Source organism: Bradyrhizobium sp. A5 (genome assembly GCF_042076515.1).
In the GTDB taxonomy this organism is placed as follows: domain Bacteria; phylum Pseudomonadota; class Alphaproteobacteria; order Rhizobiales; family Xanthobacteraceae; genus Bradyrhizobium; species Bradyrhizobium cosmicum.
The window spans coordinates 1,808,055-1,825,038 of sequence record NZ_CP148990.1 but is presented as its reverse complement, the minus strand read 5'-3'; the positions used below and the strand labels follow the sequence as shown (position 1 = coordinate 1,825,038).

Genomic DNA, 16,984 nt, shown 5'->3' with positions numbered 1-16,984 from the left:
CGACATTTACCGGACGCCGCCGAAATTGCGCGTTAGGTTGTGTTAGATTCCATGAGCATTCAGGCACCCATTGGCGCGATGACTCGCGCGATCGATTGTGATTTAGAAGCGCTCACGGCTCGGTAGAATGGCCAGGCGGCTCGGAGTCATGTCCGGGCGGATCAAGGGGTGACGGATGCCGGGGGCAGAAGCAGCGGAATGGTTGAAAGCAATGGTACCGCTGTTCAAAATCCGCCCCGTTATCGACGACTCCTGCAGATTTGGTGGCAGCTGGGAATCGTTACACGCGCCAAACGGCAGGGGATGGGCGCAATTCCACATGGTCACGCGCGGCTCTTGCGTGGTCGAGAGACCGGGCCTGGGTTCGCAGAGGCTGGAAACCGGTGACATTCTGCTTCTGCCGCACGGCGATAGTCACGTGGTACGAGGTCAAGCGAGCCGCGCCGCAACGCGGATATCAAGCAATATCCGAAACGGTGTCCGCCACCGCGCCACGGTCGACGCTGAGGTCGATACCGAATTCCTTTGCGGCAGGCTCCTGTTTGAAACGTCGGACGCGAACCCGCTGATCGCGGCGCTTCCCGATGAAATCGTCCTTCACACAGCGGGAGAGCCGATTCTAGAAAGGTTTCGGCACCTGTTGACCGACATCCGCGATGAGCTCGACGCAGGACGGGTTGGATCGGAGATGGTCGCAGCCGACCTCGCGAGGGCCCTGTTCGTCATGATGCTCCGCGACCATCTGGCGGACGATGCCTCCGGGAACAATACCGTTTCGCTATTGCGCGACCGCACGACGGCCCGTGTCGTGTCGGCGATCCTCAACGATCTTGCCAGGGACTGGACGCTCGACGAGATGGCAGCAGTCGCTATCTCGTCGCGCGCGACGTTGGTGCGCGCCTTCCGAAAGTATGCAGGGACGACTCCGATGACGTTCCTGTCCAATTTGAGACTGACGACCGCGCGCAAACGGCTGGCCGGGACCTCCGATCCGATCGCGAAGATCGCCGGCGAAGTCGGCTATGCGTCCGAAGGCGCCTTGAGCAAGGCCATCATGCGCGAATACGGCGTGCGGCCCGGCGCGCTGAGAATGGCTGAGGGGCGAATGAATTCTGATGCCGACAATATCGTTGGATTGTATCGCCGGCACGCGGCCGCCTGGTTACGCCAGCGGGGCCGGCATCTGACGGAGCGCAAGTGGCTCGACCGGTTTGTCGCGCTTCTGCCTGCCAAGCCGAAAGTGCTCGATATCGGTTGCGGCCCCGGCGAGCCGATCGCGCGCTATTTGCTCGAAACGGGGTGTGCCGTCACGGGGATCGATGCCGCTCCCGAAATGATCGACATCGCAAAAGGCTATTTTCCCGACGCGACCTGGCTCGTTTCTGACATGCGCTCGTTGCACTTGAACGCGACGTTCGACGGCGTGCTCGCCTGGAACAGCTTCTTCCATCTGAACCCTGAGGACCAGCGCCGGATGTTTCCGATCTTCCGGCGGCATGCAGCTGCCGGGGCCGCGCTGATGTTCACCAGCGGCCCATCTTTTGGGGAAGCCATCGGGAGCTTTGAGGGCGAGGCGCTCTATCATGCAAGTCTTGACGCGACCGAGTACCGCCAATTGCTCGACAGCAACGGCTTTGACGTTGTCGATCACGTGGTCGAGGACCCCGAATGCGGCCGGCTCACCGTCTGGATCGGCCGTTTTCGGCGGTGAGCGGCGACAGAGCGATCAGCCAGTGCGCAACCGGATGACCGATTGCGGCAACGACGCCAGAAACAGCACCGAGCAAACAGCGAGCAGGACGATGTCCTTGAACAGGAATTCGCCGGCCAAATTCCACGCCATGGGATCGGATGAAAGGCTCCATTTGACGACACCCGGTGTCGTGAAGAAGAACGACCACGTGACCGCGAAGGTCACCATGCCCATCAGTGAGCCCAGCGCCGACAAGACCGGGCTGTATGCACCTGCTGCCAGCAGCGCCGCAATCAAGAACTCGGCAACACCGAGAAAATAGGCCTCTCCCCTCAAGCCGAATATCGACAGCCAGGAGACGAACGGGCTGTTGCTGATGAACTGAGCGATGCCCTGTGCGGATTGCAAAGTGAACTTCTGCATTCCAAACGAGATGAAGATGATCACCATGACCCAGCGGAGTATGGCGAGCGGACGATAAGAACCGCCGCCATTCTCGGCGACGTTGAAGCCTCTCATAGGACGAATCTCCCTGATTGCACGTGCAATTGTTGGCGAACGAAATGTTCGCTACGGGCTGTACGTAAGGGAGGGTTGGTCGTTACGTGGGGGGCGGTGACTCCACCGATCACAGTTGCGTGCAACGCGCGTGTTTGCGCCGCGATCGCGACGCAGATCGATGGTAGGCACGACTCAAATGAGCCCTGCCGGCCTTACGGAATCCTACCTGAAATAGCCCAGCACGAGATCGGTATCCGAACTGCCGGCGACGGTCCCGTTCAGCTCGGCGTCGATGACGCGGCGGCAGGCTTCGATCGCGGCGTGGTCGCCGAGATCGTTGGCGGCTTCGAGCACGAGCCAGGCGGCATCGACCGTGGCCTTCTCCGGAGCCGACCCGCTCGTCTCGGCGGTGAGGCTTTTGGTCTTGCGAACCGCGGTGCCGAATTGAGGCAACATTGCAAATACTCCCCTTCGAATTCCGGGATGATGCTCAGTGCACCTGTTGGAGCTCGGGCTGACGGCCCGCGTCGGCACCCGCCGTCTTGCGGGACTGGTAGAATTTCAGGACGCTGCGCGAGGTCTCGATCTTGAGCCGGCCGAACTCGCGCTCGCTGTCGTGGAGCTCGCGCGCCGTGATCAGATGATCCTTGGCGCCGAGGAACAGGAGCGACATCGTCGTATCCCACGAGAAATCAAGCGCCTTGCACAGCACCAGGATCATCTCGCGGTTGCGGTCCATCATCGCGCGCTCGATCACGTCGACCGGCAGCGACGACAACAGCGACAGGCCAATCTGCACCTCGTCGAAACGGTGCTGGCGCGCATAGTTCGAGATCGAGTCCTGGTTGAGGTTGCCCTGCCGGTACTGCGTCGTCACCACGCGCTTGGCCACGAAATAGCTGCGCGAGGACGGGCCGAACTTGGATTGCAGATCGCCGGTGACCTCGGTCACCGAGCTCTGGATCTGCGACATCATCTCGGGGCGTTCGCTCTCGAGCCGGCGGCGGACGTCTTCCGACGCCTTGGAGATGAGCTGCTGGAAGACGTGACGCGGCACGTCCTTGCGCAGGCCGAGCTGCTCGGCGAGGATCGAATCGCCCTCGGCACGCCTGACCATGTGCAGCAGGCCCGAGCCTGAAAACCGTGCGCCCTCGTTCCTGGCGACGGAGGTCACGACCTCCTGGTCGCCGCGCTTGACCAGCACGTCGGTAACGGCCTCGCCGATCGACTTGCGCTGGGCGATCGCCAGCAGGTGCGACTGGCCCTTGGTCAGGGCGCTCTCGACCAGCATCTTCTCATCGATCCGCGTGGAGTCGCGCAGCACGGGACCGGCGACATCGATCTCGTCGTCGAGGGCGAGCTTGGCGATGACGTTGAGCGGGGCGTGATCACAGCCCGCCATCAGTTCGGAGAGCTGAGCCCGTGCGGCAACCTCGATCTCGTCAGCAAGACGCCCGATGACCTCGCCGAACGTGCTGATCTCGTTCTCGCTGTAGCGGCCGGTGATCAGGATATCGGTCGCATGCCACAACGCCTTCGCCCGGCTCTCATCGGTGCCGCGCGCGATCGCGTCGTCCAGATCCTGTAGAAGCGATTTCGCCCCGTTCATGTCGTTCACCCCAGTTCTTCCCAGTTCTTGGCGAGCCCATCCTGCTTGTGCTGGCAGGATGCCGAATTCCTCTGGGAACAGACACTAGGGAACAAACGCTGGAATCCGGTAAAGTCGGCAGATCAGTTTTGCTGACGAGAATTCATTCAAATGCGATGGAATGGGTTTACCGGCGGGTAAGGCTAGAGGTGTGCTCCCTCTCCCGCTTGCCGATGAAGCTGGAGGCACTAATGCCTCCCCGGCGTCATGGCCGGGCGCGTTGTTTAGTCCGGAGACATGGCTGACACCTGTTCGGACACATCACTGACAGGTTGGCGGTTAGTCAAGTCGATTGATGCGACCTGCCAGCTGGCGAAGAAGATGCCGTAATGGCCGTCACGATCCAGCGGCCTGATGGCAAGCCGTTCGCGTGCGAAGGCCTGAGGAACCTTCCAGAAGCGTCCCTTGAAGGAGATGTAGGGTCTTGTCGATGAGACCCTGCGCACGATCTCGCCGCTGTCGTACTCGACGTTCGGGACACGGGCCGGCATGGCACGGGCACTCGGTCGGAAGCGATCGGCGGGAACGTGCATATCGAGGCCTTGGTGGGGGCGCTCCAGATTGTAGACCGGCCGCCAGGCATCAAGGGCGCGTTGGACTTCCGGGAGAGTGCGGAAGCGACGCATCGCAAAGACTTCAGCCTTCAGCGTGCGATGGAAGCGTTCGTTCTTGCCGCGGGCCTGTGGGTGACATGGCCGGGCATGCACCACCCTGACGCCCAGCTTGAGCAGCCACACCTTCAATCCGGTCCAGCGGACGCCGGACGTATCGCCCCAGGGGGAGCCGTTGTCGGTGTAGAAGGCCTCCGGCAGGCCATAGCAACGGAACGTCGCCGTCAGGTGATCCTGCACGGTAAGACGCCGTTCGTCGGCGCACGCCTTCAGGCACAGGACATAGCGCGAGTGATCGTCGACGATGGTCAGCGGATGGCACCGCGTGCCGTCAGCGAGCGGCATGTGGCCCTTGAAGTCCATCTGCCACAGCAGGTTGGGTGCTTCCTTCTCGAAGCGGTGTCCCGGATTGGGCGGCGCATTCTCGCTCGGTTTGACCCGGCCGTTCCGGCACAGGATCCGGTGCACCGTTGACGGCACAGGTACCGTCTGGCCGTTCCGCTTCAGGCAGTGGGCGATCTTGCGCGCGCCCCAGGCCGGATGCTTGTCACGCACCGCGAGCACCTGCGTCTCGACCGCAGGCTCGCTGCGCCTGGGCATCGCATGCGGCCGCCGCGAGCTGTCGGCCAGCTCCCGATCGCCAGCCAGCCAGCGCCGCAGCCATTTGTAGCCGACGTCAGGACTAATATCGAACCGCCGGCACAGCTCGCGCCGATTGGCGCCTTCCTGCAAGGCCAGCCGCACGAACTCATGGCGCTGATCCATTACTGACACCTCACTCCAGGGCATGGACGGCCTCCCGAATCGGACCAATCCAGCCAATGTTGATGTGTCAGCTATGTCTCCGAACACCCGTCAGTGATCTGTCCGGGCTAAACACGCGTCCCGGCCATCCACGCCTCACCGCACGCGCCTAAGAACGTGGATGCCCGGGACAAGCCCGGGCATGACGACCTAATCGCCTTACGGATTCGACGGCGTCAGGACCAGCGGCGGTTTCGGCTTGGGCTTTGCCGGCGGCGGGCCCGGGGCAGGCCTCACCTCGATGGGGGGTGGCAGCGGCGCGACCTGGCTTGCCAGCGGCGGACTCGTGAGTGGAGGACTTGTGAGCGGAGGGCTTGTGATTGGAGGGCTTGGCGCGGCGGGCGCTGCTTGCGGCGCCTTCGGCGTCGGCGCTGCTTTGGGCTTTGGCGGTGCGCGGCGCGGATCGCGGCCTGGCAGCGGCACGTCGGTCAGCGACGGCTCCGGCGCGGGCTCCGGCGACACCAGCGTCGGCAGCGCGGCGGTCGCCGGCGGCGGCTCGCCGCGCTCGATCGCATCCAGCCGGCGGGTCTCCCGATCGATCGTGCGCACCGCAAGCCATGACGACAGCGGCGACAGATCGACGGTGCGGCTCAGCCTGTCGGGGGGACCCGCCGCGAACAGCTGGATCTCCGGCGGCGCGCCGGACAGCCCGGTCATGATCGGCGTCAGGCTGGCGCGGATGTCGGCTTGGTCGGCGGGAATGTCGTAGCCGCCGGAAACGATGGCGCGGGCATTCTTCGCCTCGAGCGGCGTCGCACCGACGCGCAGGCGCCCGTCGCGGATCGTGAACGGGATCTGTGCCGAGGCGACCGCGATCGGCGCGGCGGCAAGCGCGGGCTCGACCAGTTGCCGCAGCCGGTTGTCGTCCGCGACCTGGCCGCCGTCGCTGGCGCGGATGGCGATCTCGAAAGCACGCGGATTGAGGCCGGCGATCTCGGCGGACTCCAGCGTCACCGTGCCGTTGCCGGCGAGCGCGCCGGTCAAGGCCGCGACGCTGCGGCCCTGGCTCGTCAACGCCATCTGGATCGAGGCGCGCCCCTTGGGCAGCGCGAGATCGCGGTAACGCAGCGTCGTCGCATCGACATTGCTGAGATCGATGCGCGTATTCAGCGCGAGGCCGTTGGCGCCATTCCGCGCGTCAAGGCTTGCCGACATCTCGCCGCCGCCGACGCCGCCCTTGAGCGCATCGAGCGCGAGCGACTGGCCGTCGCTCCGGATGACCCCACCGACAGGGCGCAGCTCGATACCGCCTGGCAGCGTCCCGCGCAACGCCTGGAATGCGACGCGGCCGCGCCAACCGCCGAGAAGCCCGGGGCTCAACGGCTCGCCGGCATCATGTCCGGCAGCGCCGATCGCCATCGCGAGCGCCGGCATCAGGTCGAGCGTGTCGAGGCCGACTTCGCCGTCAACGCTCTTCTCCTGATCCAGCGTTACCGACAGATGGCCGCGCAGATGCGAGCCGGCCGCGCTGCTGTCGAGATCGTCGAAGGTCAGGCGGTTGCCTGACAGCCCGACGCGCGAGGACAGGCTGACATTCCGGGTCGATTTGTCGGTCGGGCTGGTGCCGAACAGCGGCGCCAGATTGGCGTTGCGCACGCGCAGGTTCACGCTGGCCTTCGGCTCGGGCGCGGACAGATCGACGCTGCCCTGCGCATCCGCGTCCAGGCCGCCACCGCCGAGCTTTGCGGTCAATTGCATTGGCCGGCGCCAGGCGCCGGTGACCTTGCCTTCGAACTGCGAGGCACCCTCGCCTGCGGCCACCACCCGATCGAGCCCGAGCAGCGCCAGCAATGCACCGGCCTGCGGCGTCGAGGCTTTCGATTCCAGCGTGAAGTCGCTGTTGCGCAAGCGGTCGATGTCGATGCCGTCGACGGCAGCGGCCGGCGTCTGCGCGACCAGCGTCGCGGTGGCCTTGAGCTGCGGCGCGTCGAGGTCGAGCACCGCGCGGGCGTCGCTGCGATCGGCATGCTCCGCATTCCTGTCGAGGCTGAGGTCGAACTTCAGGCGGGTCGCGCCGGGCAGCGGAGGGAGGGCATCGAAGCGTGCGCGCACCGCAGGCGCAAACGGCTCGAGCAGCGCGGTGAGCTCGCGCAGCGAACTGGCGGAGGATTTCAGCGCGAGCCTGCCTGTGGCCTTGACGCGGTCGAAGCCGCCGCTCGCCTCGGTGGTCACGCCGCTGGCCTGGCCGAAGCGCAGCTGCTCCAGCGACAGCGCCGCCGGCCCGTAGCCGAGCTTTGCCGTGAACGGCCGCAGCTCCTGGCCCGCGGAGATCGCGCGGCCGACGTCGAGCGACAACTTTGCTTCCTCCGGCCATTCGCCCTGTGGGCCGCCAAGCGCGCGGACAAAGCTCGCGGCGGCGTCGAGATCGAGACGGTCGGCCTTGAGCTCGGCGTCGATCCGCGAGCCTCTGCTCGCGCCGGTCTGGACGAAGGCGATGCGGCCCTCGACGGCACCGCCTTCGATATCGGCCTTCAGCTTGTCGATGGCGAGATGGTTGGCGGCAATCGTCACGTCGCCCGCAAGCCGCAGCGGCCGCGTGCTGCGACGGTTGACCTCGCTGCGGCCCTGGAGCCACGCCACCAGCGTATCCGGGTCGGCCGACTCCACGCTGAGACGGCCGCTGAAACTGTCGGCGCCGGGCGTGGCGCCGTTGAGCGACAGCTGCGTCATGCCCGGCGCGCGCAGCTCGAGCCGCTGGAAGGTCCAGGACCGGCCGTCGGTCTGAAGCTCCGTCGTGATGTTCTGGAGCGGACGGCCACCGAGCATGATCTGGTCGGAGTTGAACTCGATCTGCGCCGGGATCGGCGCCTGCGGGATCGCGGCGAGGCCGGCGCGCAGCGCCGGCAGGATGCGGAGCGGCTCGGCATCGTCCTTGCCGGCGAGCTTGTCGGCGTCGACCTGGCGCGCCGACAGCACCGCGCGCAGCAGCGGCGAGGCGCCGAACCTGAGATCGCCGACACCGCCGACTTTCAACGCGTTGTCATCAGCGCCGAAGCTCACATCGACCTGATCGAACTTGGCCCCGGCCGGATCGGCCTTGAGCTTTGTCGTGAGCTTCCACGGCGTCGGCCCCGCCTCACCCGCCTTCCTGGTCGCCGGCACGGCGAGCGTCAGCGCACCATCGAATCTCGGCAGGCGGTTGTCGAAGGCGAGCACGCCTTCGAGATCGGCGAGGATGGCGCGCTCGCCGGGATCGATGTTGAGGTGGAGACGGGTGGCGCTGCCGTCGGCGCTCGGGCCGGAGGAGACGCGGAATGGGTAGCGCACCCCGGCGGCGGTGAATCGACCGTCGCCGCGCACCGAGCCCGCCAGCGAGCGCACGTCGCCGGAGAAGGCGATGTCGTTGAGCTCCAGCGTCGAGCGGCTGGCGGCGTCGTGCAGGGCGATGCGGCCGGTCAGGTTGACCCGCTCGATGGCCAGCGAGGCCAGATTGAAGGTGCCGCTCGCGGTGGACGGCAAATCGACCCGGCCCCTGGCGTCGAGGCCGAGATCGACCGCCATGCCGTTGACGGTCAGCTCGGTGGCGCGCCATTCGCCGCGCATCAGGGAGCTCAGGCTGAACTCGACGTCGAGCTTGTCGGCGCGCAGGCGGCCGAGATCGTTGTTGCCGCCGAAGGTGACCGCGCGCAGCCGCAGGGTCGGCGCCGGCAAAAGCCGCGCGTCGAGCTCGCCCGCCACCCGCACCGGCACGCCGATGATCCGGCCGGCCTCCGCCTCGAACTGGGGCCTGAACTGGTTCCAGTCGATGAAGTAAGGCCCGATCAGCGCTGCGAGCAGCGCCAAGATGAAGGCAATCGCCAATCCGAGCAGCGTCGTCTGCACGGGTCTCCCCTCGGCCAAACCGTGACCCGGGCCAAACCTTGACCTGGAAGGTTTCAGGCGCGCCGGAACAGCCCCTTATATATGGGGAAGTGTGGCGAAGTCACAGCGACTGTTGCGCGCGGAGGTTAACGCCCCCGGCTTACCAACTGGCGGGGAGCTCCGTCAGGCCGCGCAGCACGAAAGTCGGCCGCCATTTGGGGTTCTCGACGTCGTCGATGCGCAGATCGGGCAGCCGCCGCAGCAGCGTCGCAATGGCGATCTCGGCCTCGATGCGCGCCAATTGGGCACCCAGGCAGAAATGGATGCCGCCTCCGAACGACAGCGGCCTGACGTTCTGCCTGACGACGTCGAGCCTGTCGGGGTGGTCGGGGTAGACCGCGGGATCCCGGTTGGCCGAGCCCAGCAGGCAAAGCACGGTCTCGCCCTTGGGAATCGGCTTGCCGCCGAGGTCCTCGATGTCCTCCAGCGCGACGCGGCCGGTCATCTGCACCGAGGAATCGTAGCGCAGGAACTCCTCGATGGCATTGACCATCAGTTCTGGCCGCGCCTTCAGCAGCGCGAGCTGGTCCGGATTGCGGTGGAGCGCCAGGAGGCCGTTGCCGATCAGGTTGACGGTGGTCTCGTGGCCGGCGCCGAACAGCAGGATGATGTTGGCGGTCAGTTCCTCGTTGCTGAGCTTGTTGCCGTCTTCCTCGGCCTGCACCAGTTGGGTGATGAGGTCGTTCCCGGGATTCTTGCGGCGCAGCTCGAACAGCTGCTGAAAGTACATCTGCGCCATCATGTTGCCGGCGTTGCCTTTGGCGATCTCCTCCTTCGAGAGCGGCACGGGATCGAGCAGCCGGCCGCCGTCGCGCGAGCTCTTGTAAAAGACCTCGCGATGGTCCTCGGGGATGCCGAGCATGTCGCAGATGATGGTCACGGGCAGGCGGAAGGCGAAATCCTCGATCAGGTCCATGTGGCCGCGATCGATCACGGCATCGATGGCCTGGTCGACGATCTCCTGGATCCGCGGTCGCATGTCCTCGACCCGGCGCGCCGTGAAAGCTTTGACGACGAGGCCGCGGAGGCGGGTGTGGTCGGGCGGATCGGCCTGCAGCATCCAGTGGCTCATGCTGCGGAACACCGGCTCGTCCATGATGGCCGGGCTGTAGCGGCGCTTGGAGCGCTCGACAAAGTCCTTGCCGAAGCGCTTGTCGCGCATCACGAGGCTGACGTCGGCATGGCGGCTGGCGACGAACTGGCCGAACGGCGTCACATGGATCGGATCGAGCGTGCGCAGCCGGTCATAGTGCGGATAGGGATCGCGGATGAAATCCGGCGCCAGCGGGTTGAACAGCGGATCGTCGCCTGCGGGTTGCACTTGCTCGTTCATGGTGACCTCACATCGGTTGCCGCATGACACGAATACGCCGGCAGCCCCGATGCCCGCGTAACCATCCCTGAAATTATCAACACGATACATTGTTGTATCGAGTTGCATTCTGCCCTAGCCTGCTCCGATGTCAAGGGTGAGAACCAGACCGACACGGGACGACACACGCGACAGACTGTTCGAGGCCGCGGCGCGCGTGTTCGAGGCCGACGGCATCGGCGGCGCCAGCATCGAGGCGATCGCGGCCGCCGCGGGTTTCACCCGCGGCGCGTTCTATTCGAATTTCAAGAGCAAGGACGAGCTGATTATCGCCATGCTCGAAGACCATGTCGAGCAGTCGATCCGGCGCAACATGGACATCCTGGCGCAGCACGACAATCTCGACGATTTCATCGCCGCGCTGAGGTCGATGGATCGCACCAGACAGGACCCGCTCGGCCGCTCGCCCCTGCTCCACATGGAGATGATCCTGTTCGTCGCGCGCGCCGAGAAGCGTCGCCCGGAGCTCGCAAAACGCCTGCGCGCCCGGCGCAAGCTGATCGCCGACATCGTCGAGGCGACGTTGAAGGGCAACGGCAAGAACGGCTCGCTGAACCCGCCCTGGATGGCCTCCGTCGTGCTGGCGCTGGAAGACGGCTTTCGGCTGCACCGGCTGATCGATCCGGAGACCACGCCGGCGGACAGTTTTCTGCGCGCGATCACGGATTTGCGGCGGAGGACGGGGCTGGCGGCGGAGTGAAACCGCCTGCAGCGGGTTCTCATGCAGGCGGGATGTCCGGAGTGCAGACCGCGAGCCCCGTTGCAGTATCCCCGCTTCTCGCAGCAAGGCTGACGGGACGAAACTGATGGAATGGACGGATGCTTATCGCCGAGAATGGCAGCAATGACCATCTCCTGACCTTGCAATCCGACCCGGACGGAGAACGCCACTAATGCTCTCCGGCCCTCGTTTGAGCTTGTCGACACGCGAAGGCATCTCCATGCGACCCCTTGGGAACGGAGCAATCATTCCAGTTTTGCGTATTCAGGCGGCGCTTCTGAGCCACGCCATGCGGACCATCCCTTCCAGCGGCGTGCCCCTTCCAGCAACCGGACGTGCTGCTGGCCCGAAAGGTCAGACGGATGCGAAGTCGCCTCGGTTAGTGGCTGAACTCGCCCTTCGCCATCATGAGGTGATGCTGTTGATGATGAGCCCCCTGCACCATAATGCCCATGAAGCCGAGAGCCTTGAGCTTTGTGACTTCCTTCGCGTCCGGGCTGACGACCACGAGCTTCACGCCGTTTGACAGGTCTTCAGTTGTCGCGCTCCAGCCGAGTTGACTGAGTTCGCGCGCGTGCGCGGGGACCATGCGCTTGATGCCTTCGAGAGTGCGGCCTTCACCTGTAATGGTCATCTCAATCCCGTTATCGAGCGAACGCTGCGTGGCGGCGGCGCGCATCGTTACTTCGTCCATATCGATCAGATGTTCGCGCAATGCAGAAATGTTGACCTTTGACCAGTCGGTCTTCGGATCCGCTTCCAGAATGCGCACAATCTCCTGAATGGTGCCGAACACCTCCTGGCCCGGCATCACGGGCTGACCGTTCGTTTCGTCCCTCATCATCCTGTGACGGCCCTGCATCATGTCATCGTGCATGCCTCCCGACTGCATCATCTGTCGCTGGTCGGAACTTCCCGTCTTCCCGTGCATCCGTGCGTGATCAGGCATTTGCGCCGCTGCGTATGCCGTCGCGGCGACAAGGGCCGCACCGGCAAAGCCGGCCTTCAATGACCATGACGACATGAACGATCCCTTTCTGTACCGTGCCCCTGTTCGCTGAATACGCCCCGCGGCTGCTTTCGCATATGATCCGGATCATATGCTTGACGGCTATCTCAGAAGCCTGATCTTGTTCTTGAGTCGCTCGATCTCCCCAGCGGCTGCCATGTTCGCGAGTGTTCGGTAGAGCGCCTCGTGCGTAAGGCCGAGCTCGGCTGCAAGGTCCTTGAGGGTCCCCGGCACCTTGACGGACCCGTCGTCCCCGACATGGAGCGCGAAGTAGTGCCGCACGCGATCATTTGCGGAATGAATATTGCGTTGCTCGAGGCGCGCGCGCAAATCCATGACCCGTTGTGCCAGCATGGCCATGAATGCTTCAGCGACGGCAGGATTGCGTGTGAATTCCTCCAGCACCAGGTCCTTGGGATACTGGCGCACCATTGCAGCGGTCACCGCCACAGCATCGCAGTGATAGGCCGAGGCGAACAGCGAGGCCTCCGCGAGCATTTCGCCCGATGCGGCGACGTAGAGAACCGTCTCGCGCCCTTTGGGGTCAACGCGGACGAGTCGAACGGATCCGCTCGTGACCTCGAAAAGACCCGTCGTCAGCTGGCCCGCGCGAAACAGCACCTGTCCAGCCTTGAGCTTTCGCTGAATTCCAGCAGCCCTAACTGTTTGCGTGAGCCAATCTGCCATGGTCTCAGGAATGCGATGGCGATCTACAAGGACGCAGCGACCTCGCCGCGTCCTTGCATGCGGATCCGTCGACGTCAGCGCGACGCGGCACTCAGATTTTCGCCGAAGAATTTCCACGTCTTGCCGTCAAACTTGGCGAGTTTGAAGGTGTCGAAGGTCGAATAATCCGTCGGCGACACGGACACCGTGATACCGGGTAGCAACAGTGGCAGCGAGACCTTGCTGATATTGGTGGCTTGCTTCAGCACATTTTCGCGGGTCAGCACGTCGCCGCAGTTCTTCAGGATGATCGCCGTGAATTGTGCGGAGGTGTAACCGATCTGGTTGCTGCCATCGATCGGGTTTCCCTCTGGATACCATTGCTTCATGAACGCCAGATAGTCCTGTACACCGGGATCGGAATCCCAGGCGGGATCTCCGACGACCTTGGTGGCGAGCGCCGTGATGAGGCCGGTGGACGCCTCCAGCCCGGCAGGCTCCAGCACGCCGCCGATCGAGCTCGCGACCGACACGATGAAGTGCGTCGGCTTCCAAGCGAGATCGTTCACCTTGCGGATCGCCTGAGCCCCGAATTTCGGCGTCGTGATAGTCATCAGGACGTCGGCACCCGCACTCTTCAGAGTGACGATCTGGGAATCGATCGTGGGATCTGTCACCTCATAGCTGAGTTCCTTCACGATCAGATCGGCCTTTTCGCCGAGCCCTTCCTTGAAGCCCTTCAGGTAGTCCTTGCCGAAATCGTCGTTCTGGTAGATCAGGCCGATCTTCGCGCCGGGGAGTTCCTTGAGGATGTACTTTGCGTAGATCCTGGCTTCCTGCGCATAGGGCGGATAGAACGGCGTCGTCCAGGGAAAATTCTTCGCGTCGTTCCACTTCGAGGCGCCCGTGGAGATCAAGATGTGAGGGACTTTTTTGCCGTTCAGATATTTCTGAATTGAGGAATTCGTCGGCGTGCCCAGCGATCCGATATTTGCAAGAATCTCGTCCTGCTCCACAAGTTTGCGCGTCTGCTCCACCGTCTTCGGCGGGCTATAGCCGTCGTCCATGCTCAGCAGCGTGATCTTGCGACCGTTGATCCCGCCCCGGCTGTTGATCATCTTCCAATAGGCCGCCTCGGTCCTGCCCTGCGTGCCATAGGCAGACGCAGGACCGCTATAGGGCATCGTCTGTCCTATCTTGATTTCGTTATCGCTGACGCCGGGATCGTACTGCTTGTCGGCGGCCCAGCAGGCCGCAGTGGAAATCATGCCATAGACCGCGACAACAGCCGCCGTGATGCAAGACCGCATTTCGTTTCTCCCTGCAGCGTCGCTGTTTGCCGCGACGTCTGCCGGGATAGTGATCCTGGCTTTTTGGAATGTCGACCTCTAAGTCGCCAGGCTGCAGGCGCCTACGCCGACCGCTTCACCTCGTCGCGCCCCGCCGTCCCCATATCCAGCCGCGCCAGCATCGCCCTCGCCTGCTCGGCGCAATGCTCGATCAGCCAGCGCTCGAACGCGACGGGGGGAAGCGCGGGGGCGTAGAGGAAGCCCTGGACGATGTCGCAGCCGAGCTCGGCCAGCACCTTGCGCTGGCCTTCCGTCTCGACGCCTTCGGCGACGACGGTCATGCCGAGGCCTTGGCCAACGCGCACCACGGCGGTGGCGATTGCAACGGCGCCGGCGTCACGCTCGATGTCGCGCATGAAACTGCGGTCGATCTTGAGCTCGCGGATCGGCAGATGGGCGAGCCGGCTGAGGCTCGAATAGCCGGTGCCGAAGTCGTCAACGGACAGGCCGACGCCGAGCGCGCGGATCGCATGCATCGTCTCCAGCGCGGCGGCGCCGTCCTGCATGAAGGTGCCTTCGGTGATCTCGAGCATCAGCGCGTCCGGCGGCAGCGCGTTTTCAGCGAGGATGTCCTTGAGCCGCGCGGCGAGCGTGACGTTGCGGAAATTGATCGGCGACAGGTTCACCGACACGCTGGGGATGTTGAGCCCGGCGGAGCGCCAGCTCGCCATCTGGCGGCAGGCCTCGCGCACCGACCACAGGCCGATCTGCTCGATCAGGCCGCACTCCTCGGCGAGCGGGATGAATTTTGCCGGCGAGACGTCGCCGAGCGCGGCATCGTGCCAGCGCGCCAGCGCCTCGACGCCGTGGATCGCGCCGTCGCAGCTGCGGATCTGCGGCTGGTAGTTCAGCGTCAGCGCGCCCTCGGCGATGGCGCGGCGGAGCGCCGCGATCAGCGCCAAGCGCTGCTCGGCGAGCCCGTTCATCTCGGCGCTGAAGATGCGATGGGTCGAACGCCCCGCCTGCTTGGCCATGTACATGGCGGCATCGGCCTGCTGCATCAGCGTGTCGATGTCGGTGGCATGATCTGGATAGAGGCTGATGCCGATGCTTGCCGACAGCGGCATCAGCTTCGATCCGAGCCGTAAAGGTGCGGCGAGTGCCTCCATGATCCCGGCCGCGACGCGCTCGGCGCTCTCGGCGTTACGCTGCGGCAGCAGGATGACGAATTCGTCGCCGCCGAGCCGGCCCAGCATGTCCTCGGGCCCGATATGCTCACGCAGGCGCTGCGCCAGCTGGACCAGCAACTCGTCGCCGGCGGCGTGACCGAGCGTGTCGTTGACGTCCTTGAAATGGTCGACGTCGAGGAAGGCCAGCGCAACGTGGCTGCCGTTCGGACAGGCATCGATCGCCGTGGTGATCAGGTGCCGAAGCTGCGCGCGGTTCGGCAGGCCGGTGAGGATGTCGTGATAGGCGAGCCGCGCGATCTCGGCGCGCGCCTCCTTGCGCTCGATCGCGAAGGCGCCGAGGTTGACGCAGGCCTCGACGATGCGCCGGTGCCAGTTGCTCGGCGCACGCTGCTCGCGGAAATAGAAGGCGAAGGTGGCGATGACCCGGCCGTCCTTGGCTTTGATCGGCGTCGACCAGCAGGCGCGCAGGCCGACTTCGAGCGGCCGCGCATTGTAAGGCAGCCAGCGCGGATCGGTCGCAAGATCGGTCACCAGCACCGGCTCGCCGTAGAAGGCTGCGGTGCCGCAGGAGCCGACATTGGGGCCGATCGCAACGCCGTCCAGTGCGCGGGAATAGTCTTCGGGCAGGCTGGGGCCGCCGAGCGGATGGATCAACCCGGCCGAGTCGATATGGAGCAGCGAGCAGACGACGTCAGGCGCGATCTCCTCGACCCGGCGGCACAGCCGGTCGGCGATCTCGGCGATCGGAATTTCGTCGGCGAGCGCGCTCATGATGAGCTGTTGAAGCGAGCGCAGTTGCCGCGTCTCGGTGATGTCATCGAGCAGGGCAAAGATGTGCTTGACCCGGCCCTTCTTGTCGCGGAAGGCGTCGATCCTGGCAGAGACCCAGATCTCCCCGCCGTCCTTGTTGTAGACGAGCGTCTCGACCTCGCCGCGCCGGCCACCATCGAGGAGCCGCTTGATGAGCCTGGCGACGGCCGTGCGGTTGGTATGGCAACCGGCGATGAGTTCAGCCACGCGGCGCCCCTCGGCCTCCGCGCTTGTATAGCCGAACAGCGCCGTGAAGGCCGAATTGACGTAGCGGATGTTCTGTTCGGTATCGGTGATGACCACCACGCGGTTGGTCTGGTCCGACACCGCGTTGAGAAGCCCGATCCTGGCGCGGCGCTCGGCCTCAGCAGTGACGTCGCGCGCGAACAGGATGTGATGGGTTGCGCCGCCGACGGTCGTGGACGACAGCGACATCAGCGCCCTGATCCGGCTGCCGTCGTGCCGCACCAGGCTGATCTCGTCGCGAGAATCCGCAATTGGATCGGCCTGAAGGAATGCGAGGTCGAGGACGGCAGCGTCGCGGCCGAGCACCTCGGCGCGCGCAAGCTTCCATATCCGCTCGGCGCTCGCATTGAAATGCGTGATGCGGTGTGCGTCGTCGACGACGACGATCCCGTCGTCGGCGCATTCGAGCACAGCGCGGAGCACGTCGGGGATTTCGGTCACTGTATAATCGGAAGCAGACATCGGCAGACCCGGCGGCATCGGGAAGAAACGGCAATTGCCATGACGCTAGCGTTCCGATGGTGTCCAAGACGTTTTTGCAACCGGGTTGCGCCCTGCCAAGA

The 16,984-nt window shown here is 64.7% G+C and carries 12 protein-coding genes; 2 read left to right on the top strand and 10 right to left on the bottom strand.

Going from position 1 to position 16,984, the window contains the following annotated elements; all coding sequences use genetic code 11:
• The first annotated feature begins 175 nt into the window (after positions 1 to 175).
• The gene (locus WHZ77_RS08585; RefSeq protein WP_375313282.1) at positions 176 to 1,711 is read left to right on the top strand and encodes a cupin domain-containing protein; all 1,536 of its coding nucleotides are present in this window, start codon (positions 176 to 178) and stop codon (positions 1,709 to 1,711) included.
• Between the two features lie 15 nt (positions 1,712 to 1,726).
• On the opposite strand, the gene WHZ77_RS08580 is transcribed toward WHZ77_RS08585, so the two are convergent.
• The 6 genes from WHZ77_RS08580 to WHZ77_RS08555 form a co-directional block, all read right to left on the bottom strand.
• Positions 1,727 to 2,212, bottom strand: a complete 486-nt coding sequence (locus WHZ77_RS08580; protein WP_375313281.1) for a DUF417 family protein — start codon at positions 2,210 to 2,212, stop codon at positions 1,727 to 1,729.
• A 204-nt stretch (positions 2,213 to 2,416) separates the two neighbouring features.
• On the bottom strand, positions 2,417 to 2,650 hold the full coding sequence (locus tag WHZ77_RS08575) for a hypothetical protein (RefSeq protein WP_375313280.1): 234 nt from the start codon (positions 2,648 to 2,650) through the stop codon (positions 2,417 to 2,419).
• A gap of 34 nt (positions 2,651 to 2,684) precedes the next feature.
• Positions 2,685 to 3,803 carry a DUF2336 domain-containing protein gene (locus WHZ77_RS08570; protein ID WP_375313279.1) on the bottom strand — a complete coding sequence of 373 codons (1,119 nt, stop codon included), beginning with the start codon at positions 3,801 to 3,803 and terminating at the stop codon, positions 2,685 to 2,687.
• Between the two features lie 263 nt (positions 3,804 to 4,066).
• A complete protein-coding gene (locus WHZ77_RS08565; RefSeq protein WP_375311030.1) occupies positions 4,067 to 5,242 on the bottom strand; it encodes an IS481 family transposase in 1,176 nt (391 codons plus the stop codon).
• A gap of 174 nt (positions 5,243 to 5,416) precedes the next feature.
• Entirely contained in the window at positions 5,417 to 9,079 is a 3,663-nt protein-coding gene (locus WHZ77_RS08560) for an AsmA-like C-terminal region-containing protein (protein WP_375313278.1), read from the bottom strand.
• Between the two features lie 139 nt (positions 9,080 to 9,218).
• Positions 9,219 to 10,451: a cytochrome P450 gene (locus WHZ77_RS08555; protein ID WP_375313277.1), complete on the bottom strand. Its 1,233-nt coding sequence runs from the start codon at positions 10,449 to 10,451 to the stop codon at positions 9,219 to 9,221.
• A gap of 127 nt (positions 10,452 to 10,578) precedes the next feature.
• Between WHZ77_RS08555 and WHZ77_RS08550 the strand changes: the two genes are divergently transcribed.
• Positions 10,579 to 11,190, top strand: coding sequence for a TetR/AcrR family transcriptional regulator (locus tag WHZ77_RS08550; RefSeq protein WP_375313276.1), 612 nt, complete (start codon positions 10,579 to 10,581; stop codon positions 11,188 to 11,190).
• Between the two features lie 400 nt (positions 11,191 to 11,590).
• On the opposite strand, the gene WHZ77_RS08545 is transcribed toward WHZ77_RS08550, so the two are convergent.
• The 4 genes from WHZ77_RS08545 to WHZ77_RS08530 form a co-directional block, all read right to left on the bottom strand.
• Positions 11,591 to 12,235 carry a hypothetical protein gene (locus WHZ77_RS08545; protein WP_375313275.1) on the bottom strand — a complete coding sequence of 215 codons (645 nt, stop codon included), beginning with the start codon at positions 12,233 to 12,235 and terminating at the stop codon, positions 11,591 to 11,593.
• Positions 12,236 to 12,322: 87 nt separating this feature from the next.
• On the bottom strand, positions 12,323 to 12,907 hold the full coding sequence (locus WHZ77_RS08540; RefSeq protein ID WP_375313274.1) for a Crp/Fnr family transcriptional regulator: 585 nt from the start codon (positions 12,905 to 12,907) through the stop codon (positions 12,323 to 12,325).
• Between the two features lie 74 nt (positions 12,908 to 12,981).
• Positions 12,982 to 14,196, bottom strand: a complete 1,215-nt coding sequence (locus WHZ77_RS08535; protein WP_375313273.1) for an ABC transporter substrate-binding protein — start codon at positions 14,194 to 14,196, stop codon at positions 12,982 to 12,984.
• Positions 14,197 to 14,297: 101 nt separating this feature from the next.
• Positions 14,298 to 16,883: an EAL domain-containing protein gene (locus WHZ77_RS08530; protein WP_375313272.1), complete on the bottom strand. Its 2,586-nt coding sequence runs from the start codon at positions 16,881 to 16,883 to the stop codon at positions 14,298 to 14,300.
• Positions 16,884 to 16,984 lie beyond the last annotated feature (101 nt).